The 25,988-nt window shown below is 47.9% G+C and carries 27 protein-coding genes; 3 read left to right on the forward strand and 24 right to left on the reverse strand.

Annotated elements, in window-relative coordinates; genetic code table 11:
• From BT142_RS15735 to BT142_RS15785, 11 genes are all read right to left on the reverse strand, one after another.
• Positions 1-309, reverse strand: a 309-nt coding sequence (locus BT142_RS15735) for a hypothetical protein (protein ID WP_072418238.1), incomplete at its 3' end; no start/stop codon positions are given.
• Positions 310-321: 12 nt separating this feature from the next.
• Complete coding sequence (locus tag BT142_RS15740) at positions 322-2,145, reverse strand: VirB4 family type IV secretion system protein (RefSeq protein WP_072419138.1); 1,824 nt, start codon at positions 2,143-2,145, stop codon at positions 322-324.
• Positions 2,142-2,714 carry a hypothetical protein gene (locus tag BT142_RS15745; RefSeq protein ID WP_072419139.1) on the reverse strand — a complete coding sequence of 191 codons (573 nt, stop codon included), beginning with the start codon at positions 2,712-2,714 and terminating at the stop codon, positions 2,142-2,144. Before BT142_RS15745 ends, BT142_RS15740 begins: the two co-directional genes overlap by 4 nt.
• Positions 2,715-2,888 (reverse strand): hypothetical protein, encoded by a 174-nt coding sequence (locus BT142_RS19730; RefSeq protein ID WP_242940039.1) that lies wholly within the window; start codon positions 2,886-2,888, stop codon positions 2,715-2,717.
• 156 nt (positions 2,889-3,044) lie between these two features.
• Positions 3,045-3,233 (reverse strand): hypothetical protein, encoded by a 189-nt coding sequence (locus BT142_RS15755; RefSeq protein ID WP_072419141.1) that lies wholly within the window; start codon positions 3,231-3,233, stop codon positions 3,045-3,047.
• An 83-nt stretch (positions 3,234-3,316) separates the two neighbouring features.
• Entirely contained in the window at positions 3,317-4,243 is a 927-nt protein-coding gene (locus tag BT142_RS15760) for a conjugal transfer protein TrbL family protein (RefSeq protein WP_084659526.1), read from the reverse strand.
• Complete coding sequence (locus BT142_RS15765; RefSeq protein WP_072419142.1) at positions 4,243-4,524, reverse strand: helix-turn-helix domain-containing protein; 282 nt, start codon at positions 4,522-4,524, stop codon at positions 4,243-4,245. Before BT142_RS15765 ends, BT142_RS15760 begins: the two co-directional genes overlap by 1 nt.
• 13 nt (positions 4,525-4,537) lie before the next feature.
• On the reverse strand, positions 4,538-6,295 hold the full coding sequence (locus BT142_RS15770) for a VirD4-like conjugal transfer protein, CD1115 family (protein ID WP_084659527.1): 1,758 nt from the start codon (positions 6,293-6,295) through the stop codon (positions 4,538-4,540).
• A 107-nt stretch (positions 6,296-6,402) separates the two neighbouring features.
• Entirely contained in the window at positions 6,403-7,749 is a 1,347-nt protein-coding gene (locus BT142_RS15775) for a DUF3991 and toprim domain-containing protein (RefSeq protein WP_242940040.1), read from the reverse strand.
• Positions 7,750-7,819: 70 nt separating this feature from the next.
• Positions 7,820-8,581 carry a hypothetical protein gene (locus BT142_RS15780; RefSeq protein WP_139182268.1) on the reverse strand — a complete coding sequence of 254 codons (762 nt, stop codon included), beginning with the start codon at positions 8,579-8,581 and terminating at the stop codon, positions 7,820-7,822.
• 16 nt (positions 8,582-8,597) lie between these two features.
• A complete protein-coding gene (locus BT142_RS15785) occupies positions 8,598-9,023 on the reverse strand; it encodes a hypothetical protein (protein ID WP_072419146.1) in 426 nt (141 codons plus the stop codon).
• A 296-nt stretch (positions 9,024-9,319) separates the two neighbouring features.
• Between BT142_RS15785 and BT142_RS15790 the strand changes: the two genes are divergently transcribed.
• A complete protein-coding gene (locus BT142_RS15790) occupies positions 9,320-9,814 on the forward strand; it encodes a YgjV family protein (protein WP_072419147.1) in 495 nt (164 codons plus the stop codon).
• A gap of 94 nt (positions 9,815-9,908) precedes the next feature.
• On the opposite strand, the gene BT142_RS15795 is transcribed toward BT142_RS15790, so the two are convergent.
• The 13 genes from BT142_RS15795 to dcm all read right to left on the reverse strand — a co-directional run bounded on the left by BT142_RS15795 (position 9,909) and on the right by dcm (position 23,672).
• Positions 9,909-10,226 (reverse strand): DUF3852 domain-containing protein, encoded by a 318-nt coding sequence (locus tag BT142_RS15795; RefSeq protein WP_242872014.1) that lies wholly within the window; start codon positions 10,224-10,226, stop codon positions 9,909-9,911.
• A 17-nt stretch (positions 10,227-10,243) separates the two neighbouring features.
• Positions 10,244-10,366, reverse strand: a complete 123-nt coding sequence (locus tag BT142_RS19925) for a hypothetical protein (RefSeq protein WP_278277334.1) — start codon at positions 10,364-10,366, stop codon at positions 10,244-10,246.
• A complete protein-coding gene (locus tag BT142_RS15800; RefSeq protein ID WP_139182269.1) occupies positions 10,366-16,272 on the reverse strand; it encodes a SpaA isopeptide-forming pilin-related protein in 5,907 nt (1,968 codons plus the stop codon). Before BT142_RS15800 ends, BT142_RS19925 begins: the two co-directional genes overlap by 1 nt.
• A 71-nt stretch (positions 16,273-16,343) precedes the next feature.
• Entirely contained in the window at positions 16,344-17,267 is a 924-nt protein-coding gene (locus BT142_RS15805) for a hypothetical protein (protein WP_139182270.1), read from the reverse strand.
• A gap of 119 nt (positions 17,268-17,386) precedes the next feature.
• Complete coding sequence (locus tag BT142_RS15810) at positions 17,387-17,737, reverse strand: SpoVG family protein (RefSeq protein ID WP_072419150.1); 351 nt, start codon at positions 17,735-17,737, stop codon at positions 17,387-17,389.
• A 13-nt stretch (positions 17,738-17,750) separates the two neighbouring features.
• Positions 17,751-18,764 carry a YodL domain-containing protein gene (locus BT142_RS15815; protein ID WP_072419151.1) on the reverse strand — a complete coding sequence of 338 codons (1,014 nt, stop codon included), beginning with the start codon at positions 18,762-18,764 and terminating at the stop codon, positions 17,751-17,753.
• Positions 18,757-19,038 carry a hypothetical protein gene (locus BT142_RS19255; RefSeq protein WP_072419152.1) on the reverse strand — a complete coding sequence of 94 codons (282 nt, stop codon included), beginning with the start codon at positions 19,036-19,038 and terminating at the stop codon, positions 18,757-18,759. The genes BT142_RS15815 and BT142_RS19255 overlap by 8 nt, the downstream gene beginning before the upstream one ends.
• Positions 19,035-19,868, reverse strand: coding sequence for a DNA adenine methylase (locus tag BT142_RS15825; RefSeq protein ID WP_072419186.1), 834 nt, complete (start codon positions 19,866-19,868; stop codon positions 19,035-19,037). The genes BT142_RS19255 and BT142_RS15825 overlap by 4 nt, the downstream gene beginning before the upstream one ends.
• Before the next feature lie 82 nt (positions 19,869-19,950).
• Entirely contained in the window at positions 19,951-20,139 is a 189-nt protein-coding gene (locus tag BT142_RS15830) for a hypothetical protein (protein WP_072419153.1), read from the reverse strand.
• A gap of 36 nt (positions 20,140-20,175) precedes the next feature.
• The gene (locus tag BT142_RS15835) at positions 20,176-20,754 is read right to left on the reverse strand and encodes a hypothetical protein (protein WP_072419154.1); all 579 of its coding nucleotides are present in this window, start codon (positions 20,752-20,754) and stop codon (positions 20,176-20,178) included.
• Complete coding sequence (locus tag BT142_RS18860; RefSeq protein WP_072419155.1) at positions 20,751-21,644, reverse strand: LPD28 domain-containing protein; 894 nt, start codon at positions 21,642-21,644, stop codon at positions 20,751-20,753. The genes BT142_RS15835 and BT142_RS18860 overlap by 4 nt, the downstream gene beginning before the upstream one ends.
• On the reverse strand, positions 21,644-22,402 hold the full coding sequence (locus tag BT142_RS15845; RefSeq protein ID WP_072419156.1) for a phage antirepressor: 759 nt from the start codon (positions 22,400-22,402) through the stop codon (positions 21,644-21,646). The genes BT142_RS18860 and BT142_RS15845 overlap by 1 nt, the downstream gene beginning before the upstream one ends.
• The gene (gene dcm, locus BT142_RS15850; RefSeq protein ID WP_072419157.1) at positions 22,395-23,672 is read right to left on the reverse strand and encodes a DNA (cytosine-5-)-methyltransferase; all 1,278 of its coding nucleotides are present in this window, start codon (positions 23,670-23,672) and stop codon (positions 22,395-22,397) included. The genes BT142_RS15845 and dcm overlap by 8 nt, the downstream gene beginning before the upstream one ends.
• 293 nt (positions 23,673-23,965) lie before the next feature.
• Here dcm and BT142_RS15855 point away from each other — a divergent pair, with 293 nt between their 5' ends.
• The gene (locus BT142_RS15855) at positions 23,966-24,196 is read left to right on the forward strand and encodes a DUF6809 family protein (RefSeq protein WP_072419158.1); all 231 of its coding nucleotides are present in this window, start codon (positions 23,966-23,968) and stop codon (positions 24,194-24,196) included.
• Between the two features lie 216 nt (positions 24,197-24,412).
• The gene (locus tag BT142_RS15860) at positions 24,413-25,975 is read left to right on the forward strand and encodes a type I restriction-modification system subunit M (protein WP_092983356.1); all 1,563 of its coding nucleotides are present in this window, start codon (positions 24,413-24,415) and stop codon (positions 25,973-25,975) included.
• The last annotated feature ends 13 nt before the right edge of the window (positions 25,976-25,988 follow it).

A 25,988-nucleotide genomic window follows, 5' to 3' on the forward strand; every position in this document is an offset into this window, starting at 1 on the left:
CGAATCGAGATCATGCTTGTCATAAATCTCACGGAGCATTTCGCTGAATGTTTCTCTTGCCGCTATATCCATCGGGTCGTAGCGGCTGGCAAGAGTGCCCATCAGCACCTCCAGCGGATTCTTGAAACTGAGCAGATAGTCAGCCGCATCATCGAGAATACAGGATTCAATATTCGTTCTGATGAACTTGACGGCTGCTATCTGTTCGGCGTTCTCAATCAGCTCATCGGCTGTCATGTCCCACCAGATTTCACGCATGGATTCGTATTCAAGGTTTATCTTTTTCAGCAGCTTATCGATCGCAGTCATGCTCTCACCTCACTATCTTCCCCCAGCCGCTCCGAACAGCGCTGCCTTGTAGGGCGGTGCGATGACCACCAGCAAATACCTCTCATTGCCGCAGCGGTACAGACATGTCCCTCGCTCAGGAAACTTTATTAGATCAAACTCCGAAGGTTCAAGCTGCAAGGTGTCGATGAACGGCTCGGCTGCGATATTGCCGGGGTTGAAAAGAAAATGATGAGACGGTATGCTGAACAGCGGTTTTGTGAACTCCTTTATCTCCGGTAATAAGAAATCCTCAATGTTCTGACTTGCCAGAATGAAACTCGATTCCTTCTTGCGAACACGTTTCATGCCATTGCGGATATACTCTATCGCCGTCAAGTTGGTGAGAAATAAATACAATTCATCAACAGCCGCCACCGTATTTCCCTTGCCAAGAAGCTGATTTGACATATAAGACAGAATATTGAACAGCAACGTATCTTTCAGCCGCTTGTTTGTGTCCATAAGACCCTTGACCCCGAAGCACACAAACTCGCCGTCTTTGACGTTTGTATGACCGTTGAAATACTTGCTCTCCGCACCTCTGCACATAGAGTGCAGCCCAAGACAAATATTCTGGAGCATATCCTCGGTATAGATATGCTTCACTTCATTGTCGAACGCCATGAACTCCTTTTCGATAAGGTCGTAAAGGTCACTCATTATCGGATAGTCCTCGTCTTTTAGCGTGTCAAGGTCGGTCATATCGTCAATGCCGAAACGTGCATATAGCTTTATGAGCATAATCTCGATAGTGTCAATTTCAGCGTCAGTGAAATCCTTGTACGCCCTGAAAAAATCCTTGAGGTAGCTGATATGCTGACTCAGCTTTGTGACCTTCTTGAACGCTTCGGGACTGTCACAGCCGCCCCTTTCACCGTCCGTCCACGCTTTCGGTTCGAGGGGATTTATCATAAATTCTCCCGACATCATATCGATATAAGTTCCGCCGAGATTGCGGCACAAGTCCTCATATTCATGCTCAGGGTCGAGAACAAGAACACTTTTTCCTGCTTCACGATTGTTACAAAGCAGCAGCTTCATGAGGTAGCTTTTGCCCTGACCGCTGTTGCCGAGAATCAGGACATTTGAGTTGGTCTTATCCTCTGTCCTGCGGTCGAAATCTACCAAGACATTTGAACCGTACTTGTCACGTCCGAGATAGAAGCCATGCTCATCGGTTTTGCCGGAATAATTCAGCGGATACATATTCGCCACACTCGAAGCCGGCAGCACCCTTTCAAACTGACTTGCAAACGAATTGCTGCCCGTAGGAAGTGCAGACAGAAACGCCTCTTTCTGCCGCAAAATCAGTCTATCTACACTTATTTTTGAACGGGTCAGTTCCATCTGTATATCCGACTGGAGTTCTTTCAGCTTGTCCTCTGATACTGCTTTCAGCTCGATAAACACAGCGCAGTGCAGCAGAGGCTCCTTGTTGCGCCGAAGCTCCGAGATAAGCTCCACCACATCGTTGATATTATCCTGTGCCTTGATATTCTCGTTGACATCGCTGACTGTGGTCATCATGTGGTTCTTCCGCATCGCCTGCTGAACGATTTTTCGCTGCTCCATGCTGTCAACAAGGCGGTTGTAGATGCGGAGTGTCACGCCGTTGCGGTCAGCAAGATGTGCGAGTATTGCCGTTTCATCAGTGCTCGGCGGATACTCGGTAATCGCCCAGCATGACTTGTAATAATTGCCGCAGATATAATGATCGGAATAAAAACGCAGTATTCCCGGCACAGCCCTGTCGAAGAATTTCTTGGTGTTTATTATCTCCCGCTGTTCTTCTGTCAGTTCTTTCTTTTTCTTCATACCGTCACCTCCATGTCAAAGTAATTTTCTCCCTCAATGTCGGGTATCTCATCGCCTGCGATTGAAGTTCCGAAGTATAGTGCGAGCATTCTCTTGACATCCGCTTTGGACATTCTCTTTGCAGAAAACCCATGCTCAGACAGCGTTTTATCCACACGGCTTACGATGTTGAAAATCTGCTCCGGCTTCTCCCTGCGGAAACGCACCGCAAACATGAACTGTCTCGCCGAGGACATTTCAAGCTGAATCTCATCGAGAAAATCGTGATCTGCCTGCAACAGCTTTCTCACCGCTTCGTTCTGCTCGGTCTGCAAACGTCTGCGGATATACCACTTGTTATCGTCAAACCTCTCGGCACTGTCTGTGGCGATAATTTCAAGGTCGGGTATCACCGACAGCACCATCATGAGATTATGCACCTTGCTCTCGATATTTTCAGCAGACAATACGCTGATATTCGTCGGCTCGACCGAGAAAAAGACCACCTCTGCCTTGTCCGTTTTCACGCCATAATTAGTAAAGCGTTCAAGCCCGATGAGTGCCTGAACGCCGTTCTTTTTCTTCTTCATTTATTCACCTTCCTTTAGCTGCCAGCGGAATTCTTGCTGTGTCAGCATAAAATACTTGACAGCGTTTATGATATAATCCATTACCGATGATTCGTCAGCGCGAAGGCTCAGAAACGCATAGCACAGTGTCACCGCCGCAGGTATGATGTTCCAAAGCTCTGCAACAACCGCCACAGACACAATGATTCCACCGCAAATAATTATAAAATCCCGAACGCTCCAAAACCACAGCTTTACGCTGGATTTTAAGTTTTCGGGGTAGATATAGGTCTTTATTTTCATCACTCCAATCAAAAAAAGCAGCCGGCATTTCTGCCGACTGCACAAAAATCATGAAGCTATCTCGAAGTTCTTGAGAAGCTGTTCTTCAGAAAATTTAGCCTGACCGCCGTCCGTCCAGTCAACAAATATCTGGTCGAAATCATCGATATAAACTATCGTTGCGGTTGAACCTATCGGGGTCTTTCCGTCAATATCTTTTATCAGCGTTATCATACTGCCGACTGTTATCATGTCCATTTCAATGCCTCCTTGCTTTAACTGCTTTATTATACTACTTCGGGTCGGCGGTTTCAATACAGCATTCCAACAATTTTATGAACTTATTTTACCGCCTTAATAAGCCCAGCCGCCTTGCTGCCAAGACTGACCGTCTGACTAATGCTCGTCATGTTCACCTTTACGCTCGTTTCAAGACCATACATCTGAGCAACCCTCGGAACTTCGGTCGCAGATAGACACAAGCCTATTGCAATCAGCGGATGTGCCGTGTAGGTTAGCAGTCCGAGGTACAGTATCGTTGTCTGCAAAAATGTCGTCAGACAGGTCGCAATTACCTGCTTGCACCAACCGTAGAATCCGTCTGTGAACCCTCTCGGAACGCCGAACATATATAGACTGCCGACCGCAATCTGACACAGCAAAATGCCCCCACGCTTGATGTTTGCAAAGACTATTTTCACCGTACAGTAACCGATGAGAATTATAAAAACGAGATTGAACAGCGTTGCATTTCCGCTGAGTTCCAAAAGAACCAACTTGGCGGTCGTCGAAACGTCAGAAGACATCGCCCCCGTGAAAGCACTTACCAGGTCGCCGGCAAACGACCCTTGCAAATGACAACAGAGAGCATACAATTTCGGCGGAATGTCCGCAAAAAGATACGCCGCCATGAAGCCCTTGAAAATGTTTATCGCCGTGTTTTTGATATTCGCACCGCCGTTCTCATATGCAACCGCACAGTCGAACACAGCGACAATGAATCCGCAAACGAATAGAATCTGCCCCATTGAAGCAAACAGCGAAATAAAAGTTTGCACCCACGCAAGAGTGAAAATGTTGCTTGTGGTGGAGTTGATGAATTCAAAAAAGTCGGAAAAGCAGCCGTAAACCGTTTCAAACAGCCACGAAAACATCATGTCCCAGACCGCTTCGGTCACAGCCGATGCTGCCGACCCGACTGTATCATCCCACAAGCTTGAAATACCGTCACCTATCCAATCAATCGCATCGCCTATCCAGTCAAACACTATGCACCGCCCCCTTTGCCAGAAATATCTGTCAGCTTGTAGAGGTTGGAGCTTATGCCGCCGCTTGTGCGGATACGCTGTTTTTTCTCTATCAGACCGCACTTTTCAAGGTCATTCAACGCCCTGAAGACCGTGCGTCTGCTGAGGCTGAGGTCAAGCGCTATCGTTTTTGCCGACGGAAAGCACTCGCCCATTTTATTTGCCCTGTCGCACAGATAACAGTAAACAGTCACCGCCCTGTGCGGCAGACCAAGATCGTAGATCCGTCTCGCTACTATCAATATATCAATCCCCCTAACTTCCGGTTTTTATTGGTCTGCCACGTTTCTCCGCAAAGCTGCCGTCCTCGGGACAATATTCGTCAGGCGGCTCCGGCTTTGCCTGCGGATATTTCTGCTCAATGGCTCGCATCAGCTTGTCTCGCTCGGCGTAGCTGACAAGCCTTGCACCCTTGTCCGACAACAGAAAAGGCGTACCAAACTTTATGCCCCATTTGAAGTATAATTTCAGCTTTGAGATCATCGGGTGCGTTCCTGTTTTCATCACGATGAACTGTCCTTTGGGCATCGACTTTAACTCATCGACCGTCATCAGCGGTCTGCCTATCATCTGTATCGACTGTGATTTTTCCTTGCCCAGCGACACCGAACCGCTCTGAACAGTCTGCTCTCCAAGTGCTTTGGACAGCACCTCTGCGCTTTGGCTATTCGGTGCAAAACCGCCGAAAACAGTCAATTGTGTGTTATCTGTGATTATCTCCATGCCTTCTTTGCCGTATTTTTGTTCAAGCTGGGCGAAGCTCTGAATTATCGCCACGATGGATATTTTTCTCGAACGTCCTGCGGAGAACATTGCTTCTGCGCCCTCTATTTTCGGGAAAGTGCCGAACTCGTCACAGTAGAACATGACACGGTTATTAAGGCTGCTGCCGTTCTCGTCAGCAATCGTCAAAATCTCACGATATAGCTGCTGAATCAAAAGCGACACCATGAAATATTTTGACTGATCTTCTTCCGGCAGGATTATAAAAATAGCTGACTTTTCGTTGCAAAATTTCTCCGCATCTATCGCCGTCCCAAAACACAGTATCTGCTCCATTTCGCTGTCGAGAAAACTGTTGAGCCTTGAAAGTGCGGTTGACATGACCGACATCATTGCCTGATCTGCCGAGTTGAGTGCCGCACCAGCAAGCCATTTTGCCTTGTGTTCAGAGGGAAGTTTCTCCATAAGAGAAGTGAAATACATCTGCGGTTTCTCTTTTGCAGACCTCGCCGGAGTTTTTGCGATGAGGTCTTGTATCAGCTTGAACACCGAAACAATGTGCCGTTCGTTTTTCTCTCCAAACTCCGCAAGAAGCAGTATAACCGACCCGAGCAGCCCCTCTGCCGCATCGTAGAAAAACGCATTCTGTCCGTAGTTTGCACTGTCACCGCCGCCGATGTTTATGATCGTTTTGGCGGTGATCTTTGCGTATTTCTCGGCTTTTGCCTTTGCTGACAGGTTCGTCCTGTCCGACAAATAAATATCCATATACTTGTTCACAAGGTGCAAAATATTATTTTCATCACTTCTGGTCGGATTACGCAGGTCTATCACCGAGACATTGTAACCGTAACAGTCACGGGCAATTGAACCGTAATTTCTCGCAACATCACCTTTGGTATCGGTTGACAAAAAACTCATACCCGAAGCACACGCAAATTCAATATTCGGGTACAGAAAATACGCCGTCTTGCCGACACCTGCCGCACCTATCATGAGCGTGTGAACGTCGCCGGTGTCAATAAGAGCAGTCGTGTGCTTGCCGCCATTGCAGGCAACGATCGTACCCTGAACAGACGGCAGATTCTTGCCCTGCCGCCACATCTCAGGCTCGAACAGCGAAGAAGAAAAAGTCCGCCGTATTTCACGCTTAGTCGCCCACCTCGCCGTTCCGTGCTGTCCGTCGCCTATTCGCTTTGACTTTATGCCGTTTATCGACTTGCTGTCCAGGATGCTCACAATGATAAAAAACACGATGAACGCCGCAGTCATCAGTCCTAAAGCTAACATTTGACTTTCATTCAATTAAACACCTCATTTTCCTTTTCCACTATTATAGAAATAGTTCATTTGAATACTTATTGTTATGCCACCATGACGCAGGGGATATGACGATTTTATCCGTAACCGAAATGCTGGGTCAGAAATTCATCTTCATCTTCGTTTTCAGACTGCTCGGGAACAGGCTTGTTGTACTCGTCCTCGACTGCGACACGCATAGCACAGTCAGCAAGTTCAAACAGCTTCTTCGCCGTCGCTACCGACTGTTCTTCCGTCCTCGCAGTCTGCCGCAAGTCACGCATGACTTCGCTGTATTTGTCCGACAGAGAGCGTGTTTTGGCGTTCATCCGACCCTTGTCGGCATACGCACGATATGAATTTGACAGCTTCTTTTTCAGATTCTGAAACCCCTGCGGTTCGTCCTTCACACGCATAAAAAACGCCGAGCCTGCAAGCGCATACTCGGCGAGATATTTCATCTGAGTGTTTTTATACGCCGTCCGGAGCTGTTCGGCAAGTTTGTCTGGGCGGCAGCGGTAATACTTCAACTGCGAAACAAACCCTTGATACAGAACCTTTCGCCTGTGCGGTTCGGCAGAAATGGGAGGCTGACCGTGAGCGGCTTTCAAGTCCTCGTTCCAGTCCTTGTAGGTCGGGTACAGCCTTGTGACATTGGTGAAACCACGCTCGTGAAGAATGTCCCTGATGCGTTCCGCACCGTCAATGCCGCCCTCGTCATCGTCCGTACAAAGCACAATGTGGCTGATATTTTCGTGAGTATCGAGCGCCTGCAATACCGCATTTTCATACACACCGTTCATGGCGATATAGCTGTGCTGCTGCCAGTTTTCGGGGCGGAGCGTGATATACGACAGCATATCGATCGGAGCCTCGAACACATACAGCCTCCCCGAAGTGCCAAAGTGAGCAAAGCTGTATTTCGTGTCCGAACCCTCGACAGTCAGCTTCACGGTCTTGCCCTTAGTGGTCGTGGAACGCTTGCTCGCCTGACGCGGCACACCGTTTTCGTCAACTCCCACGAACACCGCATTGTGATATTTTGCGTCCTCGTAGAGCTTGCCAGCCTTTGCAAAGTGTGTGATAATATCAGCACTTATGAACCTCTGTTTGATGAGGTAAGCGTAAACTCGGTGCATGGTTTTGTTCTTCGGCGGCAGTTCAAAGGGCTTTCTTTCTTCTTTCACCATGACCTCATTGCTCTTGTGCGACACCGGCGAAACAGACACTCCGAGCAGTTCCTGAACCGCTTCGGTAAACGTCATTCCGTAGAACTCCTGCATGAATTTTATAGCACCGCCGCCGATCTGCCGCTTGTGGTCGAACCACTGTGAGCCGTGTATCATGATGCTGTCGTGCCTGCCCGAGCCGTCCGTATAAATGAGCTTTGAGGAGATGCCGGCACGTTCAAGGCGTTCGCCACGCATACGCAGAAATCGTTCCAAATCAACGCTGTTTGCGAGCATTTTCTGCTCGTCTGAAAATGGAATATATGGCATATTGTCACCCCGCTTCTTAATATCTCACATTGTCGCACATCGCCGTCAGCAGAGCCGTGAACCCCTGACGCTCCATCATGTCGATTGACGAAAACTGTCCGGATACGACCGTCAGCGTATTATTCAGCAGAACAGCGTAGGTCTTAACATACCCGAACTGCGTCGCCGAACCGTCCGACTTCTGAACTGAGGCGGTACGCTCGAACTTGCCCTTTGACACAACACTGCTTATCATGCGGTATTTGCTCGAAAATTCGTCCTCGCTCACTCCGGTCATATTCCGGGCGGTGATTCCGAAATAATAATCGCCGAAAGTGCTTATCATTGTATCGAGGTCATACGATAGACCACTGCCCGAAAGGTCGATGACCATAACGTCAACGCTGCCGCTGCCGTTCTTGCCTTTAACGGTTATCTTTTCGATGCCGTTGCTTTCCGATTCGCACTCGAAAGGGTTGGTTCTGAGCGGTTCTTCGGTAATAGCTTTGGTATCCTCGAAAGTTATCTGCGAGTCGAAAAACTCAGCGATAAAAGTGTCCTGTTCGAGTTGCCGCTTTTCTTCTTCGCTGATTTCCGATGAACTATCGGCTATGGTTTCCGTTTCCATAACACTCTCAACTGGTGGCGAAGTAGTCACTGGCGTTGTGGTCGTTTCGGGGACGGGTGCTTCTGTGGCAACAGTTGTGGTCGTCTGTACCGGCGGCGAGATCGTGCCGCAGGCGGTCAGTACAGCAGCAATAAAAACGGCGGTCAGAGCCGACGTGATTCGTTTTGTCAATTTTATCACTCCATTCTTAGCTGAAAGTCGGATTCAGCAATTCATCTTCAAGAATATCCTGATCTGTAAAACAGCTCAGATAATCGTCCGTAGTTTCTGCCATTTTATCATAATCACTCTCGGTCGGGGCGAAGCCGTACCAGGAGACATCGCTGCCGGCACGCCAAATATGCGGAGCTACCGTATTTCCGCTGCGCATCTTCTTCATGCCGAGCAGTTCCGCAAGATCGATTATCTGACAGTCTATCTGTCCCTCTTTGCGATTAAACAGCGAAATCTTCAGGGCAGAATAATGGTCTGCGTACCCTCTTGTGACGAACTCCATTTTGCCCGTGACACAATCCGGCAGCCTGAACACAGCAACTCTGCCGACAAATTTCGGGTCCTGTATATACTCGCTGCGGTTGCAGATTTTCTTTAGTTCCTGTGTGAAAAAGTTCATAGCATTTTTCCTTTCGTATTTTTTATAAATATAGAATTTATGCCTGGTGAGTGAAAGAGCTGACCATAATTTTAGATTGATCTCCGTAAAAGCCAAAACCGCACGCTTTTTTCCTCATATTGTCGTTTATATTTGCTATTGATTTATTATTTCAAAGGTGGTATAATATATCTCACGGCAAAAACAAATAGGCTAATATACTTATATGTTTTTGCTGCTTACATAAATAACGCACGTATATAAAGAAAATATGAGCTTTTTACGAGGTGAGTATTATTTTATTATCAAATGCGGTGATGATCGGAAACATCATCTCTTTTTTCGCCTGCTCCCTTACGACTGCGAGCGGCTTCATCAGATCAAAAAAGATCGCCCTGCTGCTCCAGTCGGTTCAAATGACTCTGAGCGGTCTCGTTTGTATTATCCTCGGTTCTCCGTCGGGGGCAATAATCAATTTCATCTCAATATTCAGAAATATCCTCTGCTCAAAGGACAAGCTGAACAACACGGCTAAAGGCGTTATTATAGGTCTTTCGACCGTGCTTTCGCTGATGTTCAACACAAGAGGCATGATCGGACTTATACCTGTCGCCGCAACTATCCTTTACACGTTGTTCCTTGACAAATTTGAGGGGACAAAGTTCAAATGGCTGATGATAGCGACATGGGGACTGTGGACTGTTCATGACTTCGCAATTCAGAGCTATGTGTCCTCGGTGTTCAATGTGTTAACAATGGTTACTGCGTTTATTTCGATCGTCAGGAGTGGTTCAAAGACCGCAGAACCGTAACTTCTTACTGTAATGAACGGAGTTCGGACAGCAACACGGCAAAAGCTTTTGTCAGGCGGACTTCTGTTCCTGAGCAGTGTGAACCACCTCCTTATCAAATTATCGTCCAGACATACATCGGAGCAGTCAGACTGAACAGCAGACCGCCGAAGATTATCGCTATCGGTGTCCACTCAAGCTGTCCGTGCTTGCGGTAATCGAGATACGCAACGGCAATCTTCACGAACAGAAGTATCGCCAAAATAACGTCTATCACGGGAAACACAACGTTGTTGACAATATCCTGAATCTGCGATTTTGCCGTTGTCCAAGTCGAAGTCACCGCCCCCGACACGCTCGCACTTGCAGTAATCGTCATCATCGAAACCGCAAGCATTACCGACCCTATCGCTGCTATAATTCTCTTTCTCAAAGACATCACCCCTTTCGTCAAACCATTATCATTCGCCAGTCAAAATCAGCATAAGCCCCCGAAGCCGCAAACCATACAATCCCGCCGGCAAGGAGTGCGGCTGCCGAAACAGCCGCAATTATCGTGAGTAACTTTTTCATCAGTCGTTATCCTTTCTGCGTTTTGCAATCACCATAACAGCGGCACATAAAGACATGACAGCAAATGCACCATTCATGACCTTGCCGTCCATACCGGTGTGAGGGTTGCTCGTTGTAGTGGTTGTGGTAGTCGTTGTTGTAGTGGTAGTAGTCGGCTTGTGCTTGTCGTGCATTACGACCTCTGTCACAGTGCCGTCCGTGCTTACAGTGAAAGTCACATCGTTGGCGATCTCGTAACCATCGGGAGCAGTTATCTCACGCAGAGTGTAGGTCTCGCCGGCGATGAGTTTGCCCTCGATATAGTGAGCTTCGGTTGTGCTGACCCATTCCTCGACTGTTTTACCGTCCTCGTCAAGAATAATGAGCTTCGCACCCGGGAGTTCCTCATCGGTCGTGATGTCACGCTTGCTGATTCTGACCTTTGTAGTATCGTCCTTCATTATGACTATATCAACAGAACCGTCCTCGCCAACAGTGAATGTGATGTCATTAGCGATCACATAACCGTCAGGAGCAATTTCTTCGTGAAGAGTGTAAGTCTCGCCAGAAGTCAGCTTGCCCTCGATGATGTGAGCTTCGGTGGTGCTTACCCATTCATCGACAACATTTCCATTCTCATCAACGACTTGAAGTGTTGCACCCACAAGCTCCTTGTCGCCTGTGATGTCTGTCTTGGTGATGTGAACTTTAGTGGTGTCATCTTTCATAATGACCTTATCGACTGTACCGTTCTCGCTGACAGTGAATGTGATGTCATTCGCAACAACATATCCGTCAGGGGCAATTTCTTCGTGAAGAGTGTAGGTCTTTCCGGCGGTCAGCCTGCCCTCGATGATATGAGCCTCAGTCGTGGAAGTCCACTCATCAACAACATTTCCGCCCTCGTCAATGACCTGAAGCTTCGCACCCACAAGTTCATTTTCGCCGGTAATGTCAGTCTTGCTGATCTCGACCTTAGTTGTATCATCAACCATAATAATCGTGGGAACACCATTCTCGTCAGTCGCCAGAGCGTCGATATTATCAACAGTCACCACGTTATTCTCATCAATGCTGAATTCAATATCTGTTGCTATAACAAATCCGTCGGGCGATGCAACTTCGTGAAGCACATAGCTGCCAGCCGGGAGCTTTGTGACAATATGCTCAGTTCCGTCAGAAATCCACTCGTCGAAGATACTGCCGTCTGCGTAGATGATCTGCATAGTCGCCCCGGCAAGCTCGTTTCCGTAAACATCTCGCTTGGAAACCTGTAACTTTATCTCGGTATTTTCAGCCTTGATCTCGACCACATCGCCATCCTCGTCAATGACAACATCGTACTTCTCATCGCTGAAAATATAGCCTTCGGGAGCCTTGATTTCAGTCACAATATACGAGCCGTAGGGGATGTCATTTATCTCAAAAATACCATTTTCATCGGAAACAGCGGTTGCAATAGCGTTATCCGATACATAGTTCTCACAGTTGGTGCGGAAGATACCAAACACCGCATTTGCCAGCGGTTCGTCATGTTCGTTCACCTTGATGCCGTGAACAGTACCGCACTTGAGTTCATTCACGAACCTGCCGCCATCAATGTCAACGACCTCGGTGTCCTGTCCGGCGTACTCAAAAGTCACGATATGCTTTTCGCCGCTGATAACGTACTTTTCATCGGTCGAAATCTCCTGCACATAGTATCTTCCAAAGGGCAGTTTGGTGTTGAATCTCGCGGTCATATCCTCGCTGACATAAGCGACAGCCACAAGTCCGTTTTCGGGGATCGCGGTGCCGTTAGCAGCAATAATGTTTTCGTCAGCATACAGACCGAACACAACATTCTGTGCATCGGAATTATTGCCGACACCGTACTGCTCATCATGCTCCATGAACTTCGTAAGATGAACATTCACACCCTGATATTTGTTTGTAAAATCGGTCTTTACGGTGTCCCTGACCTCGACTTCCTGACCTGCGTAGGTCAGCTCAACAGTCTGCGGAGTGCGGTTAATGACATAACCGGGAGCCGCCTGAATCTCTGTCACCTGATATTTTCCGAGATAAAGCAGACCAGTCTCAGCGTTGCCGTTCTTGTCGGTGGTGATAGTCGCCACGACCTCGCCAGCATTTGCACGAACTGTACCGTCAGCGGTCACAATGTCCTCAGCAGCCTTCACCTCAAAAACAACACCTTCAAGGTCGCCCATTGCGAAAACGGGAGTGAAGATATTGTAGCCGTTCTCGTGGATAACGCCGTCCTCGTCCTTATAAATCGCCGTTCCAAGTGCAGACACGCTGCTGAAAATCTCGCCGGTCTTGTGGACAGCGATTTTACCCTGCTGACTGGTGTTGTCAAAGTCCATTTCGAGCCTGCTGTACTCCGCTTCATTGCCTGCAAAGCTGAACTCAAATGTCTTGCTGTCCTTTTTCAGAACATAACCGTCAACGGTGTGTGTCTCGGTCAGCGTGTATTTCGCACCCACATACATAACGGCATCACCGCTGTTTGCCCAGCCGTCAGCACCGGAAGTCATGGTGCAGATAAGCTCGCCAGAGGTGTGAATCTTAGTCTCGCCGAAGTAATAGTCATCGGCGGCTCTGACCTCGAACTCAGCACCGGCGAGTGCTCTTTTGGTGTCGCCGTCCTGCTTGTACACGAACAGTTTGCCTTTCTGGTGGTCGTTTGGGACAGTGACTTCAAGGGGGATTGTCAGCGTATTGTTGCTCTCTGAATTTGCCGTGAAAGTGGTCACGTTATTGGAAATGACGAAAGGAGCAGGAACGTAAGTCTCTTTCAGAGCGTACTCGAAGTTGGGGTATATTGCAATTTTCTTGGTGTAGCCCTGTGTACCGTCGCTCTCATACTCAACGTAGGAAGTGCTTGCAATGCCATTAGCGTCTGTTGTCAGAGTACCGAGCTTAACGCCAGCCTTCTGAATGGTCTTGCCATTGAAAACCACATCGGCAGTCGGGTAAATGTCGAAAGTCGCCCCCTTGATGTTGTTGCCGACCTCATCGACCTTGTGGACTGTCAGGTCAACGGTCTGGAGCGTGTTCGGAATATCGCAGGTGTAGGTGATGACGGGGTTGGTGCTGCTCTCGATATCGTCAAGAGTAGTTGTAATCGTAACGCTGCGGCTCACATCGCCGTCCTCATCTATCATGATATAGCTGTCATTTTTCTTTTCGGTGATTACATACACATTCTCGAAGGTCTTGCCGTTGAGCTTTCCGAGTGGCAGATGCTCGATGCAAGCATAGCCGTCAGCGTTGGTTTTCATAGTGCCGACACTCTTGCCGTTAAGGGTCACATCGAAAACAATACCCTCGACCTTGACATCGTTGATGACATCATACTTGTTGACCTCGATTTTCAGCTCATAAGGCTTGTCGTGAACCTCGCAGCTGTAATCGGTCAGCTTGGCGTTCTCGAAAGTATCGGTATCATTTACAACTTCATTACTGCGGTTGATCTTGTATGCTTTTTCATCCAGAACAAATCCGGCAGGCGGTACTAATTCCTTGACATAATAATCGGTGTTGGGAAGCAGATCGTAATGAAACCTCAGCTTGCCGTCCTTGCCTGTCGTGCCGGTTTTCAGGAGCTTTTTGCTTGAATTGTACAGACCGTACTTTGCTCCCGAAAGAACAGAATCCGCATCGTCCTTTTTGGTAAGGACAAGCTCATAGGAGGTCAGCTGATTGACGATCTCCGAATCGCTGTGAAGTCTGTTGCTCTCCAGCCTATTGGCACAAATGGGATAATACTTGCCGTTGCCGACAACATATTTGTTTGTGCTGTCTGTTATCGAAATATCACTGTTGGTGTCGTTCTTCACAAGCCCCTTTATGCTTCTCTTGTCGGAGACAGTGCCAAGTGCGGCGAGAGAGTACGCATTTTCAGTGTCAAGACTCTCATCGTAGCCATAACCCTTGTACCCGTTGACCTCAATAAAGAATACTTCCTGAGTATTTCCGTTACTGTCAAGCGGCAGAAGATTGAGGAACACCTCGCCGAAATGGTCGCAAGTGTCAGCGTCCGAATAGTTATATCCGGTTGAGAACACATACGCCTTCGACATATCGGTCGTGGTTCTTGTGCTGTCAAATGTGACCTTGTGATCGCTATTCAGCGTAGTCGGGGCATAGTACATTCCGTCGCCGTTTTTGTAGGTCACATCGGTGAAATCATTGAGGTCGGCAAGGTCGCCGTCAAAAGCTGATTTTGCCGAAAGATACGCATTTGAGAGATATCTCACCGTTGCGCCGTCCCAATAACCCGCGATGAACTTTGTAGATTTGTAAATGTCAGCAAGTGCGGCAGTATCGGCATCACTGTCGCCGTTTCTGACGATCTTATCGAGGGTAGCCGTGCCGAACTTTGCGTCATAGCTCGTTTCAGTGTTGTTCATCCTGACCGTCTTGATACCTGCGTTGGCGGTGAAGTCGTTCGTAGGCGAGGGGAGCGTCACGTCCTTCGTCAGTTTTTCATATCTGTCGTCATCGGGAACGGTATATTCGGTCACAGTGTAAGTTCTGCCGGATGATTTTGAAGTCGGTAGATCATAGACCGTGAAACTGCCCTTGCTGCCGTAAACAATATTTGCCTTGAATTTCGTTGCCTCGTTCTCGGTCGTGACATATTTTGAGAACCTGTAATCAGCGTTTATCGGCTCGGCGGAAACGTAGTAGATCTTGCCGCCGATATTGGTGGAGATTATGAACGAAGTCTCCGAAAGCAGATCACCGAGAGCAGTCGCCGTCACCGCATTGTTGTGCGAATCGGTGTAGGTTTTTTCGACCTTGAGGTCAGGCTCGTTGTACGCCGCCATGCCTATATATCCCGAAACAGGGTCGAGCTTGGTGGAGAGCAGACAGGTCTGGTAGCCGCTTTTGCAGAACAGAGACTCCTGCTTTTTCAGGTCGTTCCTCATCTGCATCTCGACAGCATCGGAGGTGTAAACAGTCGCATCGCCAGTGCTTGTGAACGGTCTCTTAACCGACCAGACAGTAAAAGTGGTATTGCCGTCAGCCTCTCTCTTGTCGATACCGTAGTCCTTGCCGAAAGTGCCGCTGAACTTAGACTTTACAAGGTTGGTCAGCTTGCTTTCAAGGGTGCTGAAATTATGGGCAAGGCTGTCAGGCTTGAGAAACGTCGTTGAAATAGAGAAGCTCGCCTCATAACGCAGCTTGTCTGAATTGTATTTCATGATGAGTGCAGGGTCTTCCTTTGCCTTCGATTTTGTCGAGCTGAGAGCAGAGGGGCGGTCGTAATGTGTCTTTACATTCGCAACAATGTCATTGTATGCCTTTTCAACGCCCGACTTAGTACACCAGCCGCCGTTTGGATAGGTGAAATCGTTCCACAGAACATCCGAGCAAGTTCCGAAAGTTGAAGTGCTGTGTCCCCTATACCCAAGGATAAGCTCCCAAATCAGAAGCTGGGTTGCAGCATAATAATCGCCGGTCTTGTGACTCGAATAGCCGTAATACTGAACAAGACCAATATATTTAGATAACGGTCCATTCGTGCCGCCAAGGGCATTCCAATAAGAAAGGCTATCCGCAGTATTTTGGTCAGTCTCATCTAAGGTATCGTATTCATTGAAACCGTTCTGAGTATACCAGGAACCGCTATTTGAACCCTGCATAGACTTCGCAGGCTCAATGCAGAATACCCAGTCATCATTCGTAGAGGATACGAAACGGCAGAGCTGCTCACCATATTTAACATACTGACCGCTTACGCCGTCATCCGTTGCATACTTGGTAGTGTAAATCGTGGGGTTGATATTGCTGTCCCACATATAACCAATATTTACTCCGCTTGTTATAGCTGAAGCACTCGTTCCGAGCGTTGTAACGCCGATAGCAGCCGCAAGCGTGGCAGCGACACAGCGTTTATAGATGTTTTTTATCTTCATGAATTTCTCCTTTGCAAAAAAAATGAGGGCGAACCGCTTTTTCAGCAATTCGCCCATGTTACGTTGTTCTTTTAATCTTCTGTTAGAAACCATATTGCCATATCTTCGTCGAAACCTACGTTAAACTCGATGTCAGAAGCATATTTCAAATCATTATTTATGCTGAATATCTCCCACCGATTAAACAGACCATAGTCTATTACATGGAGGCATTGTTCTCTCGTCTGCGAGACTATATCATAGATTTCGCTTTCGCTTGAAGCTAAATCAATCATAGCTTTTCGGTTAGGGTCGGTATATGCATCCATGTGAGCGTATGACATATTCTTTATATCATAGCGGATAGTCATATTCAGCGGCTTCTCATATGATATATCGTATTCATCATTGCCGAATTTAACGTGTATATCCTTCTTGCCGTTGAAGTTCTGCATGGCATACTCAAGTATCTCCGACCTGATAACGTCCTGCTCCGAATCCGAGAGCATATAGCCCTCACACAGCTTTCGCCACACCAGCATACTGTCCGACCACTCGATGCCGCCCGGATCGTCCGGGGTTTCAGTCGGCGGTGCTTGGGTGGTGGTCGTGGTCGGCGTTGTGGTCTGAACGGTTGTTGTAGCCGTAGACGGTTTAGTTTCAGCCACTGTCACCTCCGGCTTGGTCTGCTGAGTCGCCGGCTGTGTAACGTTGACGACATACGTCTGGACGTCGCCTTTCTGAGTCTGCTTTTTGGTAGTCACGGACGTTGATTTCTTTGTAGTAGTTGAGGTTTTCTTTGTTTCTGACACAGTAGCAGAGGTTTTTGAGGTGCTGCTTGTTTCAGCCGTTGTAACAGTAGGTACTGTAGTGCTTTCCGCTGTTGTTGTGATCTCGGTCTCGGAAGTTATTACTGCGGCTGTTGTTGTCTGGCTAACTGTCTCGGTTTCCGCACTTTCTTCTTTCGCCGTATTCGCACATCCTGACAATAGTGCTGTCAGTAATATGATAAACATTGTTTTTCTCATTTTATCAGCTCCCTTCATTCTTACCATACTACCAACTTTCGCTTTTGTCAAGTCTTTTCGGAAAATTTCTGCCAAACCGACTGTTTACACAGCCAAATCCAAGCACTTTACATAACATACTCCGGCACGTCAGGTTCAGTCTGCTGACCCTCGTCCTCCGGCACCTCGATCTCTGCCTGCTGAGACTGCATGAGTGCGATATTGTACGCCCTGATGACAGCAGCATTAAGAGCCTCCCTCGCACCCTTTGTAACGGCGTGGAAAATGTCGCTGTACTGCGTATTCCCGTCCTTGTCCTTGTAGGAATTCGAGGGCATATTCACAAACAGCCCCTTTTTCGAGTCCATGACCCTAAGCCCGTGAACAGCGAAGCAGCCGTCAAGCGACACGCTTGCGAACGCCTTGACTGCCGAATCCGGCTTATCTACAAGCCTGTTGATAGTTGCACTGATCTTCATAAAACTATTCCTTTCAATTCAAGTTCTGCCCTATATCCTCGGACATTTCTTCCGTTTCATCTACCTCCAAATCAGCCATACAGATCACCGACTGTGCGAACATCTGAGTATATTTGACTATCTGCTCATCAGTCAGCGAACAAGAATCATACTCGCCGTAAGCGTTCATTTTGTCGCCCGAAATGAAACAAGTACCATGAACAAGCACCTCGCCGATCTTTCTGTTCGGAGCAGACCCATTCAGCAGAAACTCATCGTTGCACCAGCAGACCGCATCGCCCTTCGGCTCGAAATACACAGTTTCAAAATTGCCGCCGACCACACTTTGCATGGCTTCTATACCATCATGCCGTATCTCCGCTGTGTATGGCAAACGGTCGTTTTCAAGTACAAGAATCTTCATCATCTTGCTATGGTCGGTCTTTTGAATATCGAAATCATCGAGCTTTTTGAAACCGAAGGCATCCACGAAATAGAAACCTGTGCCCATGCCCTCACAGACCTCGACCACATCGCTGACCGACAGCGAATGTCCGGAGTAACCGGGAGGATGGTCGCTGTTGCAAAGTGCGAACACTCCGTCAAGACCGTCCGCAAGCACTTCGCCGCCATAGACCTGACGATAGTTTTCAGCCTTAACACCGCTGTGAGCTGTTGTATGATCGTAGCTCATAAAGTGGGTGTCGGCATCGTTTTTGAGCTGAAAAATGCGTATTTTCAATTTCGGTGCCTCAAGTATTTCCAACCGCTTTGCCGCCCATTTTGGGAGCTGCTTTCTGTTGGCAACTCCAAGAAAATCACTGCGGTAAAGCTGATCTTTCTGCCCGTCGGCAAGAAAATATCCGAACACCTTTTTGTCGCCGTTTCCCGGCTTGCAACCGAAGCCGCCTGTCGCATAGAAATACTGCACCACCGGGTTCCTGAACTGCTCTTTTATCCTTTCAGGATTTATGATGAGCAGCCTGCCCTCGTAATCCTGCGGCGAATCGTGCTTTTCACAGTGCTTATCTGTCAGCATATCATTCATCTTCCCATTCCTCCGCACAGTTTTCGTACAGCGGACAGTCATCGCAGTTATCCTGCGCCTGACACACCATGTCGATTTCCTCATCGGAAATGCCGCAGTCACGGGGCTGTCTGCTGTAAGTCTCATCGCCGTTATCGTACATTACCGCAAGGATGACCTCATCCTCCGACTTTTCGAGGATGACATTTACGGCTCTGCCCTCGCTGTCAAAAAGACCCTCGATAGTCTGCTTTCCGCAGCCTTTTATAATCAATCCGGTAAAAATATCTTTCATAATATCACTCCATTTTCGTAGTCGCAGTCAAACAGACTCAGCTGTCTGACCATATTTTTTCTTTCACTCGTATCATAATTCGAGATAAGAATTTCGGGATACATACAACCGCCGTCATAACGCTGGGCGAGATTATTGAGCCTTTGAATCGCTTCGATTTGAATACCGGGCTTATCCCAAATCTCACGAATTTCCGGGCAGTCGTTGTACGAAACAAGAAACTTGCCCTTGATGCCCGTCAGCGTTTCCATGAGACGAATGTGGTCGGTACGCCCGAAACCTACATCCTTGTAATAACTCTCTGTGGCGAAATACGGCGGGTCACAGTAGAAAAAGCTCACCGGGCGGTCGTAATGCCTGATGAGCTTTTCAAAGTCCTTGTTCTCGATGATGACCTTTTGCAGCCGTCTTGCCGCAAGGTCGATCATGGGGAAGTCTACCCATATCGAATGCGGCTGACTGGCGAAGCTGTCAAGTCCGCTGGCGTAACTGTACCGAATCAGCTGATAAAACTTCGCCGCCCGGTCATAATCACGCAATCTCGGAAAAATCTGCCGCTTATGCAAGAGTGCGATATAGTCAAAGTCCTCTCGGCTGTTCAGCACATACCGCAGCTTGTATTTGAGCCTGTTTGGGTTCTGCCTGACGCACCGATATAGATTCGCCAAGTTGCTGTTGAAGTCATTATAAACCTCAAAATCCATCCCCGGCGGCTTGTGAAACAGCACCCAACCGGCACCGCCGAACACCTCGATATAACGCTCATAATAGGGCGGAAAGCGTGCCAGCACCGCATCACGCAGAGCTTTCTTGCCGCCCACCCATGACATGAAACTGTTCATTTTTTCCTTTCCGCCGTTTATACCGAACGGCAGAAAATATCGCTTCGCCATTCGGCAAAACGACTTGAACTTATTTTATGACGATTTTCACATACTCGGCGAAAACTTCCTTCTGCTGCTTGTAGCTTTCCTCACCGAGAACTCTGTCACGAAGTCTGCAATACTCCGCCGCTGACAGCTTCGGTTTGCAGGCTTCAAGCATTTTCTCGACATTTCCCAAGCAGAAGGACATATCCACCTTTGGCTTATCTGACTGCATTGTACACTCCCTCCTTTTGTATGCGGTCGAGCTTTTTCATTCCGAAATACCTCCCTCGTAGTCCATTGTATCATCCTCGGTCATATCTTCCTCCGAGCAAATCTCCACATACTCACCGATGATATTCAGGGCTTCCGAATAGCTGCCGGAGCTTGTGACCCTTGCACACATTTCCTTTGCATTGTCCGCCATACCGTTGTTTTTCAGCGTTTTTGAAGCCATTCCCATGAGATTGAAAATGTTACCGTCAGCACCGATGAGCGGACACTTCGGCTTCTGATGCTTTTCCGAAACAAAGCCTCCTTGCCTGTTCGGGACGTAGTCCGACAGCCATGTACCGCCGAACATTTCGTGCGTCTGCAAACGCCACATTGCGAACTTGCTGACATCAAACTTCACATTTTCAAACGGAAACAATATGCAGGTGCCGCCGTCATAGTGAAAAACAGAAATATTCTCAAACTTGCTGCCGTCCTGCAATACACCTGCTTCGGTCAGCATATCGTTGATGCCGTCAAGCCATTCCTGCGGATCGCCGCAGCAGCCTTGTAACACAAGTCCCTCTTTGCTGCTCATTCGGCGGAGTTGTTCCGGTTCTATCATTTTAATACTCATTGCGGCACCTCCATTCCTAAATTCTCATCTTCCGACTGCTCCGGGGCATACTCTCTGAACTCATAAAGCGACATAGTTTCACCCGTGAAGTTGGGCGAAGTGTCATCTGTGAAAGAGATATATCCCTGACTTCCGAGATCAAGCGGCTCTTTCGTCACAACCGAGCCGGCATGATTGACATTGACACGTTTTTCAACAGCACAGAACTCACCGTCATCACCGTGTCTGATCTGATAACTGTACATTCCCTTTGGAATATCCACATCGGTGATACGCTCATTGGTGAACAAAGCCGGCTTTCCGAAAAGCTCGATAAGCTCGAATTCATCGTCATATTCGATATTGATATAACCGGTCTCACTCGCATTCAGATACAACCCGAAATCTTCTTCGAGCTGCCTGTCCATAACAGCGGCGGTGAACTCTAAGCTCTCCTTGCCGTAGTCGGGATAGTATTCCTCAACACGCTCGCCGTCATAGTAGGTTCGTCTGCCGCAGTTCATGCCGATGTCCTCGTCCGCCCACTCGTGCTCGATAGTTATGGTCGGGAACATCTGTGATAGCTTTTCAATGACGGGATGCGGTGCTGACCAAGCAGTCAAAAAAGAGATAGTGTCTGCGTTTTCGGCGGTCTCGAAATTCTCATATCCATAGGAATTCCACTTTGTACCCCAGTTAGCGACACTCCAATCGTACCAATTGTTATTTCCGTACAATTCTCGTTCTTTTTCACCGAGGTCACCCTTGAAAACGTCAGCCGGCATCGGAATCACCTTATTAAAATCAAGGCTGCCAAGACCGAAATCATCGACCTTGACAGCCTCCATAACTCTGTGAATCTCCGATGGTTCACCTATCAGCTTAATTCTGTTCGTGATATGATTCGGCATTACTGAACCTCCTGAAAATTCCTGATAATTCGGGCAAGTAAATACTGCTGACCCTTACCTGTGACATAGGTCTGCTGATATATTTTCGGCTCGCCGCAGTAATCGAACACCGATTCCTTGACACGAAAATACCCACGTTCGATATACCTCTGATACGGCAGATTACCAGCCATGAGAAAACCATTTGCCCTCAGCCACGCAAACAACCTTGTCCTTCCGATGCGTATTCCGTGATCCGTACACAGCTTCGCCATTTCGCTCATGTCGATGAGGTCGCTGGTATCGGAAACATGGTCGGCGAAGCGTACCTTCGGCTCGTCACGGCAGATGCGGTCGTTGAGCTGGTTTATCACCTGACACTGAATCTTGAAAAGCCCCTTGACAGCATCATCAGCGAAAGGAAGATAGGTCTCCACGAACATATCCTCGTTGGCAACATAGCCGCCGGTCTTGCGGATAGTGGGGAGAATCACAGAAGTGACCCAACGCTTGAACTTTTTGGCTGACGGCAGCTTGCTTGACAGCACAAGACTGTAAAAACCAGACTCGTTTATTAGAGTTGCCATCGTACCATTGACGGTGAACGTTTCGTTCACCGTCCTATCTTCGGGGTCAACGTGATCTCTTATAGCCTTCTGGGGGTTGGTGTACTTCAGAATCACTGCAATGTCTTTTCCTACCAGCCAAGGCTCGTCGTTTATGATCGTTGATCTTACCGAGCCAAACTCTTCATTAACAAAAGTCATTATTTCATTCATTCACATTTACCTCCTTGTCAATCTCCTTAATAAAATTCGCCAACGCCTCGATGACATTCACCGTCACAGCATTTCCAGCCTGCTTGTAGAGCTGTGCGTTGGAGATACCAGCTGCTTTTGCCTTTGCAAACTGCTCGTCCGTAAACCCCTGTAATCGCCAGCATTCCAATGGCATCAGCTTGCGGATAAGACCGTTATACATGACACCGTTACGGTCGGTGACGGTTATTGTGAACATCGGGTCGTCGGGATTCTTGAATCTGCGTCCTTGCTGACGAACCTTTTCTTTCATTGGTGTCAGCACGGGAACAGGCTTTTCCAATAACAGTGCCGCCGATTTCTCGCCTTTGTGATGACCGATGCCGCCGTCCTGACGGGCAGTGATGCATCTTGCCAAGTCAGTTATTGCCGGGTCGGGGTTAATATCTATGCACTTCATTGAATAAAATCCCTGTGTTGCAGACGGCGTTACCGTATGAGCGATGTCATGCCCGACCCTGCCACGCCTTGAATTCATATCGGCGTAGGCAAGGTCGATACTGTCGCCCGGCACAGCCATCTGATACCCTGTTTTTGTAAGAGACTTTATCGGCAGTCCGAGTATCTCATACAGCCCCGACTTACCGCCGAAACCGCCAGCCGTTCCCGTGAGCGTTATGCTCAGTCCTTCGGGGGAATAGACCCGGCATCCTTCTCGTCCGGGTATGCGTTGGATAAGAGTTTTTGGATTTGCGTCAGTGAAAGACAATACTCTGCCGGTACATTCGGTTCTAAGAAATCCGATAATGAACACTCGTTTGCGGGACTGGGCGACACCAAAATCCGCGCTGTTAAGCACCTGCCAAGTGACATCGTACCCCAACTCATCCAGCGTAGAGAGGATGGTCGCAAATGTCCTGCCGCTGTCATGCGATAACAGTCCGGGAACATTTTCAAGCAACAGATACTTAGGTCTTTTAACGGCGGCAATCCTGGCGATCTCAAAGAAAAGGGTTCCACGGGTATCGTCAAAGCCTCGTCTTTTTCCTGCGATGCTGAACGATTGGCAGGGGAATCCTCCGCAAATAAGCTCGAAATCAGGCATGGTCTCTGGGTCGATCTTTCTTGCGTCATCGTAATACACCTCCTGTGATGTGTCGTACAAGGCTTCATAAGCCTTTTTTGCGTACTTATCGCACTCGCAGTAACCGACACACTCAAAACCGCCTGCCCTTTCAAGGCCTGAGCGGAAACCGCCGATACCTGCGAATATATCGAAAAATCTTATCAAGAACTTTGTCCTCCTTTATTATTCCGAAGATTTTTCTAAGAGGATATTTGTTCATTTTCAGTCACTTCCTTCATATTGATATGTAAAAAGCAGCAGTAGCTTTTGGGTTACTGCTGCGGCTGAGAACTGCTATGCTATTTTACATAGACATATCCTGCTGTTCAATTTCGTCCTGATTCTCCGACTGCACCTCATCGGGAACGATAGAACAATCAAATGGATATAAATCCAAATCAGCTTTATCAACTTACAGAAAACCGCTGATATAGCGATAAATGAAAGGACTTATATCTATGATTGATGCACTTTACAACTACCGCCAGGGCGATATTCACTCCGCTGAATTCTCTGACGAGTTTGACAACCTCTGTATTCCATTTGAAGATTCGCTGAACGAGGAGCAGATTGATGTATTCCACAAAATTCTCGACTGTGTGAGTGATACCGCTGCCGCTGAGATGAGAGCTGCATACAATGTCGGCTTCAAGGACGGCGTGGCACTGATGAAGGAAATTCAGGAATAACTGCATAGATAAAAGGGATATGTTCTCCGATGTGAATTGCGAGGACATATCCCTTAGTTTTTACCCGTAACAGCCAGCGCTTTTCTGATAAATTCCCCAGTGAAAAATATAGATTTTGTTTTGCAGAATGATTGACTATTTGTGCAAATTGTGGTATAATATAAAGATACATAGTATCTCTCGGATACCATACCTAATGAAAGCGAGTTATGACTTATGATAGATAATAAGAAAGAGCAGGAGCGTGCTGAGCTGCACCGCACGATATGGGGCATCGCCAACGATCTGCGTGGTAGTGTGGACGGTTGGGACTTTAAGAATTATGTCCTCGTTATGCTGTTTTACCGCTATATCTCGGAAAATCTGACGAATTATATCAATGCAGGCGAGATTGAAGCAGGCACTCCCGATTTTGATTATACAAAGCTGTCTGACGATGAAGCGGAAACCGCCCGTGATGATATGGTGCAAACCAAAGGCTTCTTCATTTTGCCGTCACAGCTTTTCTGTAATGTGCTTGCAAAGGCTGATTCGGACGAAAACCTCAATGAAACACTTGAGGGCATATTCCGCAGCATTGAAGGCTCTGCCCAGGGCTGTGAGAGTGAGGACGATTTCAAGGGGCTGTTCGATGATTTCGATGTGAACAGCAACAAGCTTGGTGGCACAGTCGCAAAGCGTAATGAGCGACTTGTCAAGCTGATGAACGGTGTCGCTTCTATGCAGTTGGGCGACTATCAGGAGAACACCATTGATGCGTTCGGTGATGCTTATGAGTATCTCATGGGTATGTACGCTTCTAATGCAGGCAAGTCGGGCGGTGAGTATTACACTCCGCAAGAGGTGTCGGAGCTTCTCACACGGCTTGCAACAGCAGGAAAAACAGAGGTAAACAAGGTCTATGATCCTGCCTGCGGTTCTGGTTCTCTGTTGCTGAAAGCTGCCAAAATTCTTGGAAAAGACAAGGTGCGTCAAGGCTTTTTCGGGCAGGAGATCAACATTACAACATACAATCTCTGCCGTATCAATATGTTCCTGCACGATATTGACTACGATAAGTTCAATATCGCTCACGAGGATACCCTCACCGAGCCTCAGCATTGGGACGATGAGCCTTTTGAGGTCATCGTTTCAAATCCGCCGTACTCGATAAAGTGGGAGGGCGATGCTAACCCTCTGCTGATAAACGATCCTCGCTTCTCGCCTGCGGGTGTGCTTGCTCCGAAGTCTAAGGCTGATCTTGCGTTCATTATGCACTCGCTTTCGTGGCTTGCAAATAACGGTGCCGCTGCTATCGTATGTTTCCCCGGCGTGATGTATCGTGGCGGTGCAGAACAGAAAATACGCAAGTATCTGATCGACAACAACTTTGTTGACTGCATTATTCAGCTCCCCGATAACCTGTTTTACGGCACTTCTATCGCCACCTGCATTATGGTTCTGAAAAAGAACAAGACCGCAAACAGCACACTTTTCATTGATGCTTCAAAGGAGTGCGTTAAGGTCACGAACAACAACAAGCTGACCGAGGAAAATATCTCGAAGATCGTGGCAGCGTTCACCGAGCGCACAGACAGCGAATACTTCTGCCGTCTTGTGCCTAACTCTGAAATCGCTGAGAATGACTATAATCTGTCCGTTTCGACGTATGTTGAACAGGAGGACACAAGAGAGGTCATCGACATTGCCGTGCTGAATGCGGAGATTGCTGAGATCGTAAAGCGTGAAGATGTGCTGAGAAGTGAGATAGACCGCATTATTGCAGAGATTGAGGGATAATGAATTCTGCCAC

It is taken from the genome of Ruminococcus sp. YE71, from assembly GCF_900119155.1.
In the GTDB taxonomy this organism is placed as follows: Bacteria; Bacillota; Clostridia; order Oscillospirales; family Ruminococcaceae; genus YE71.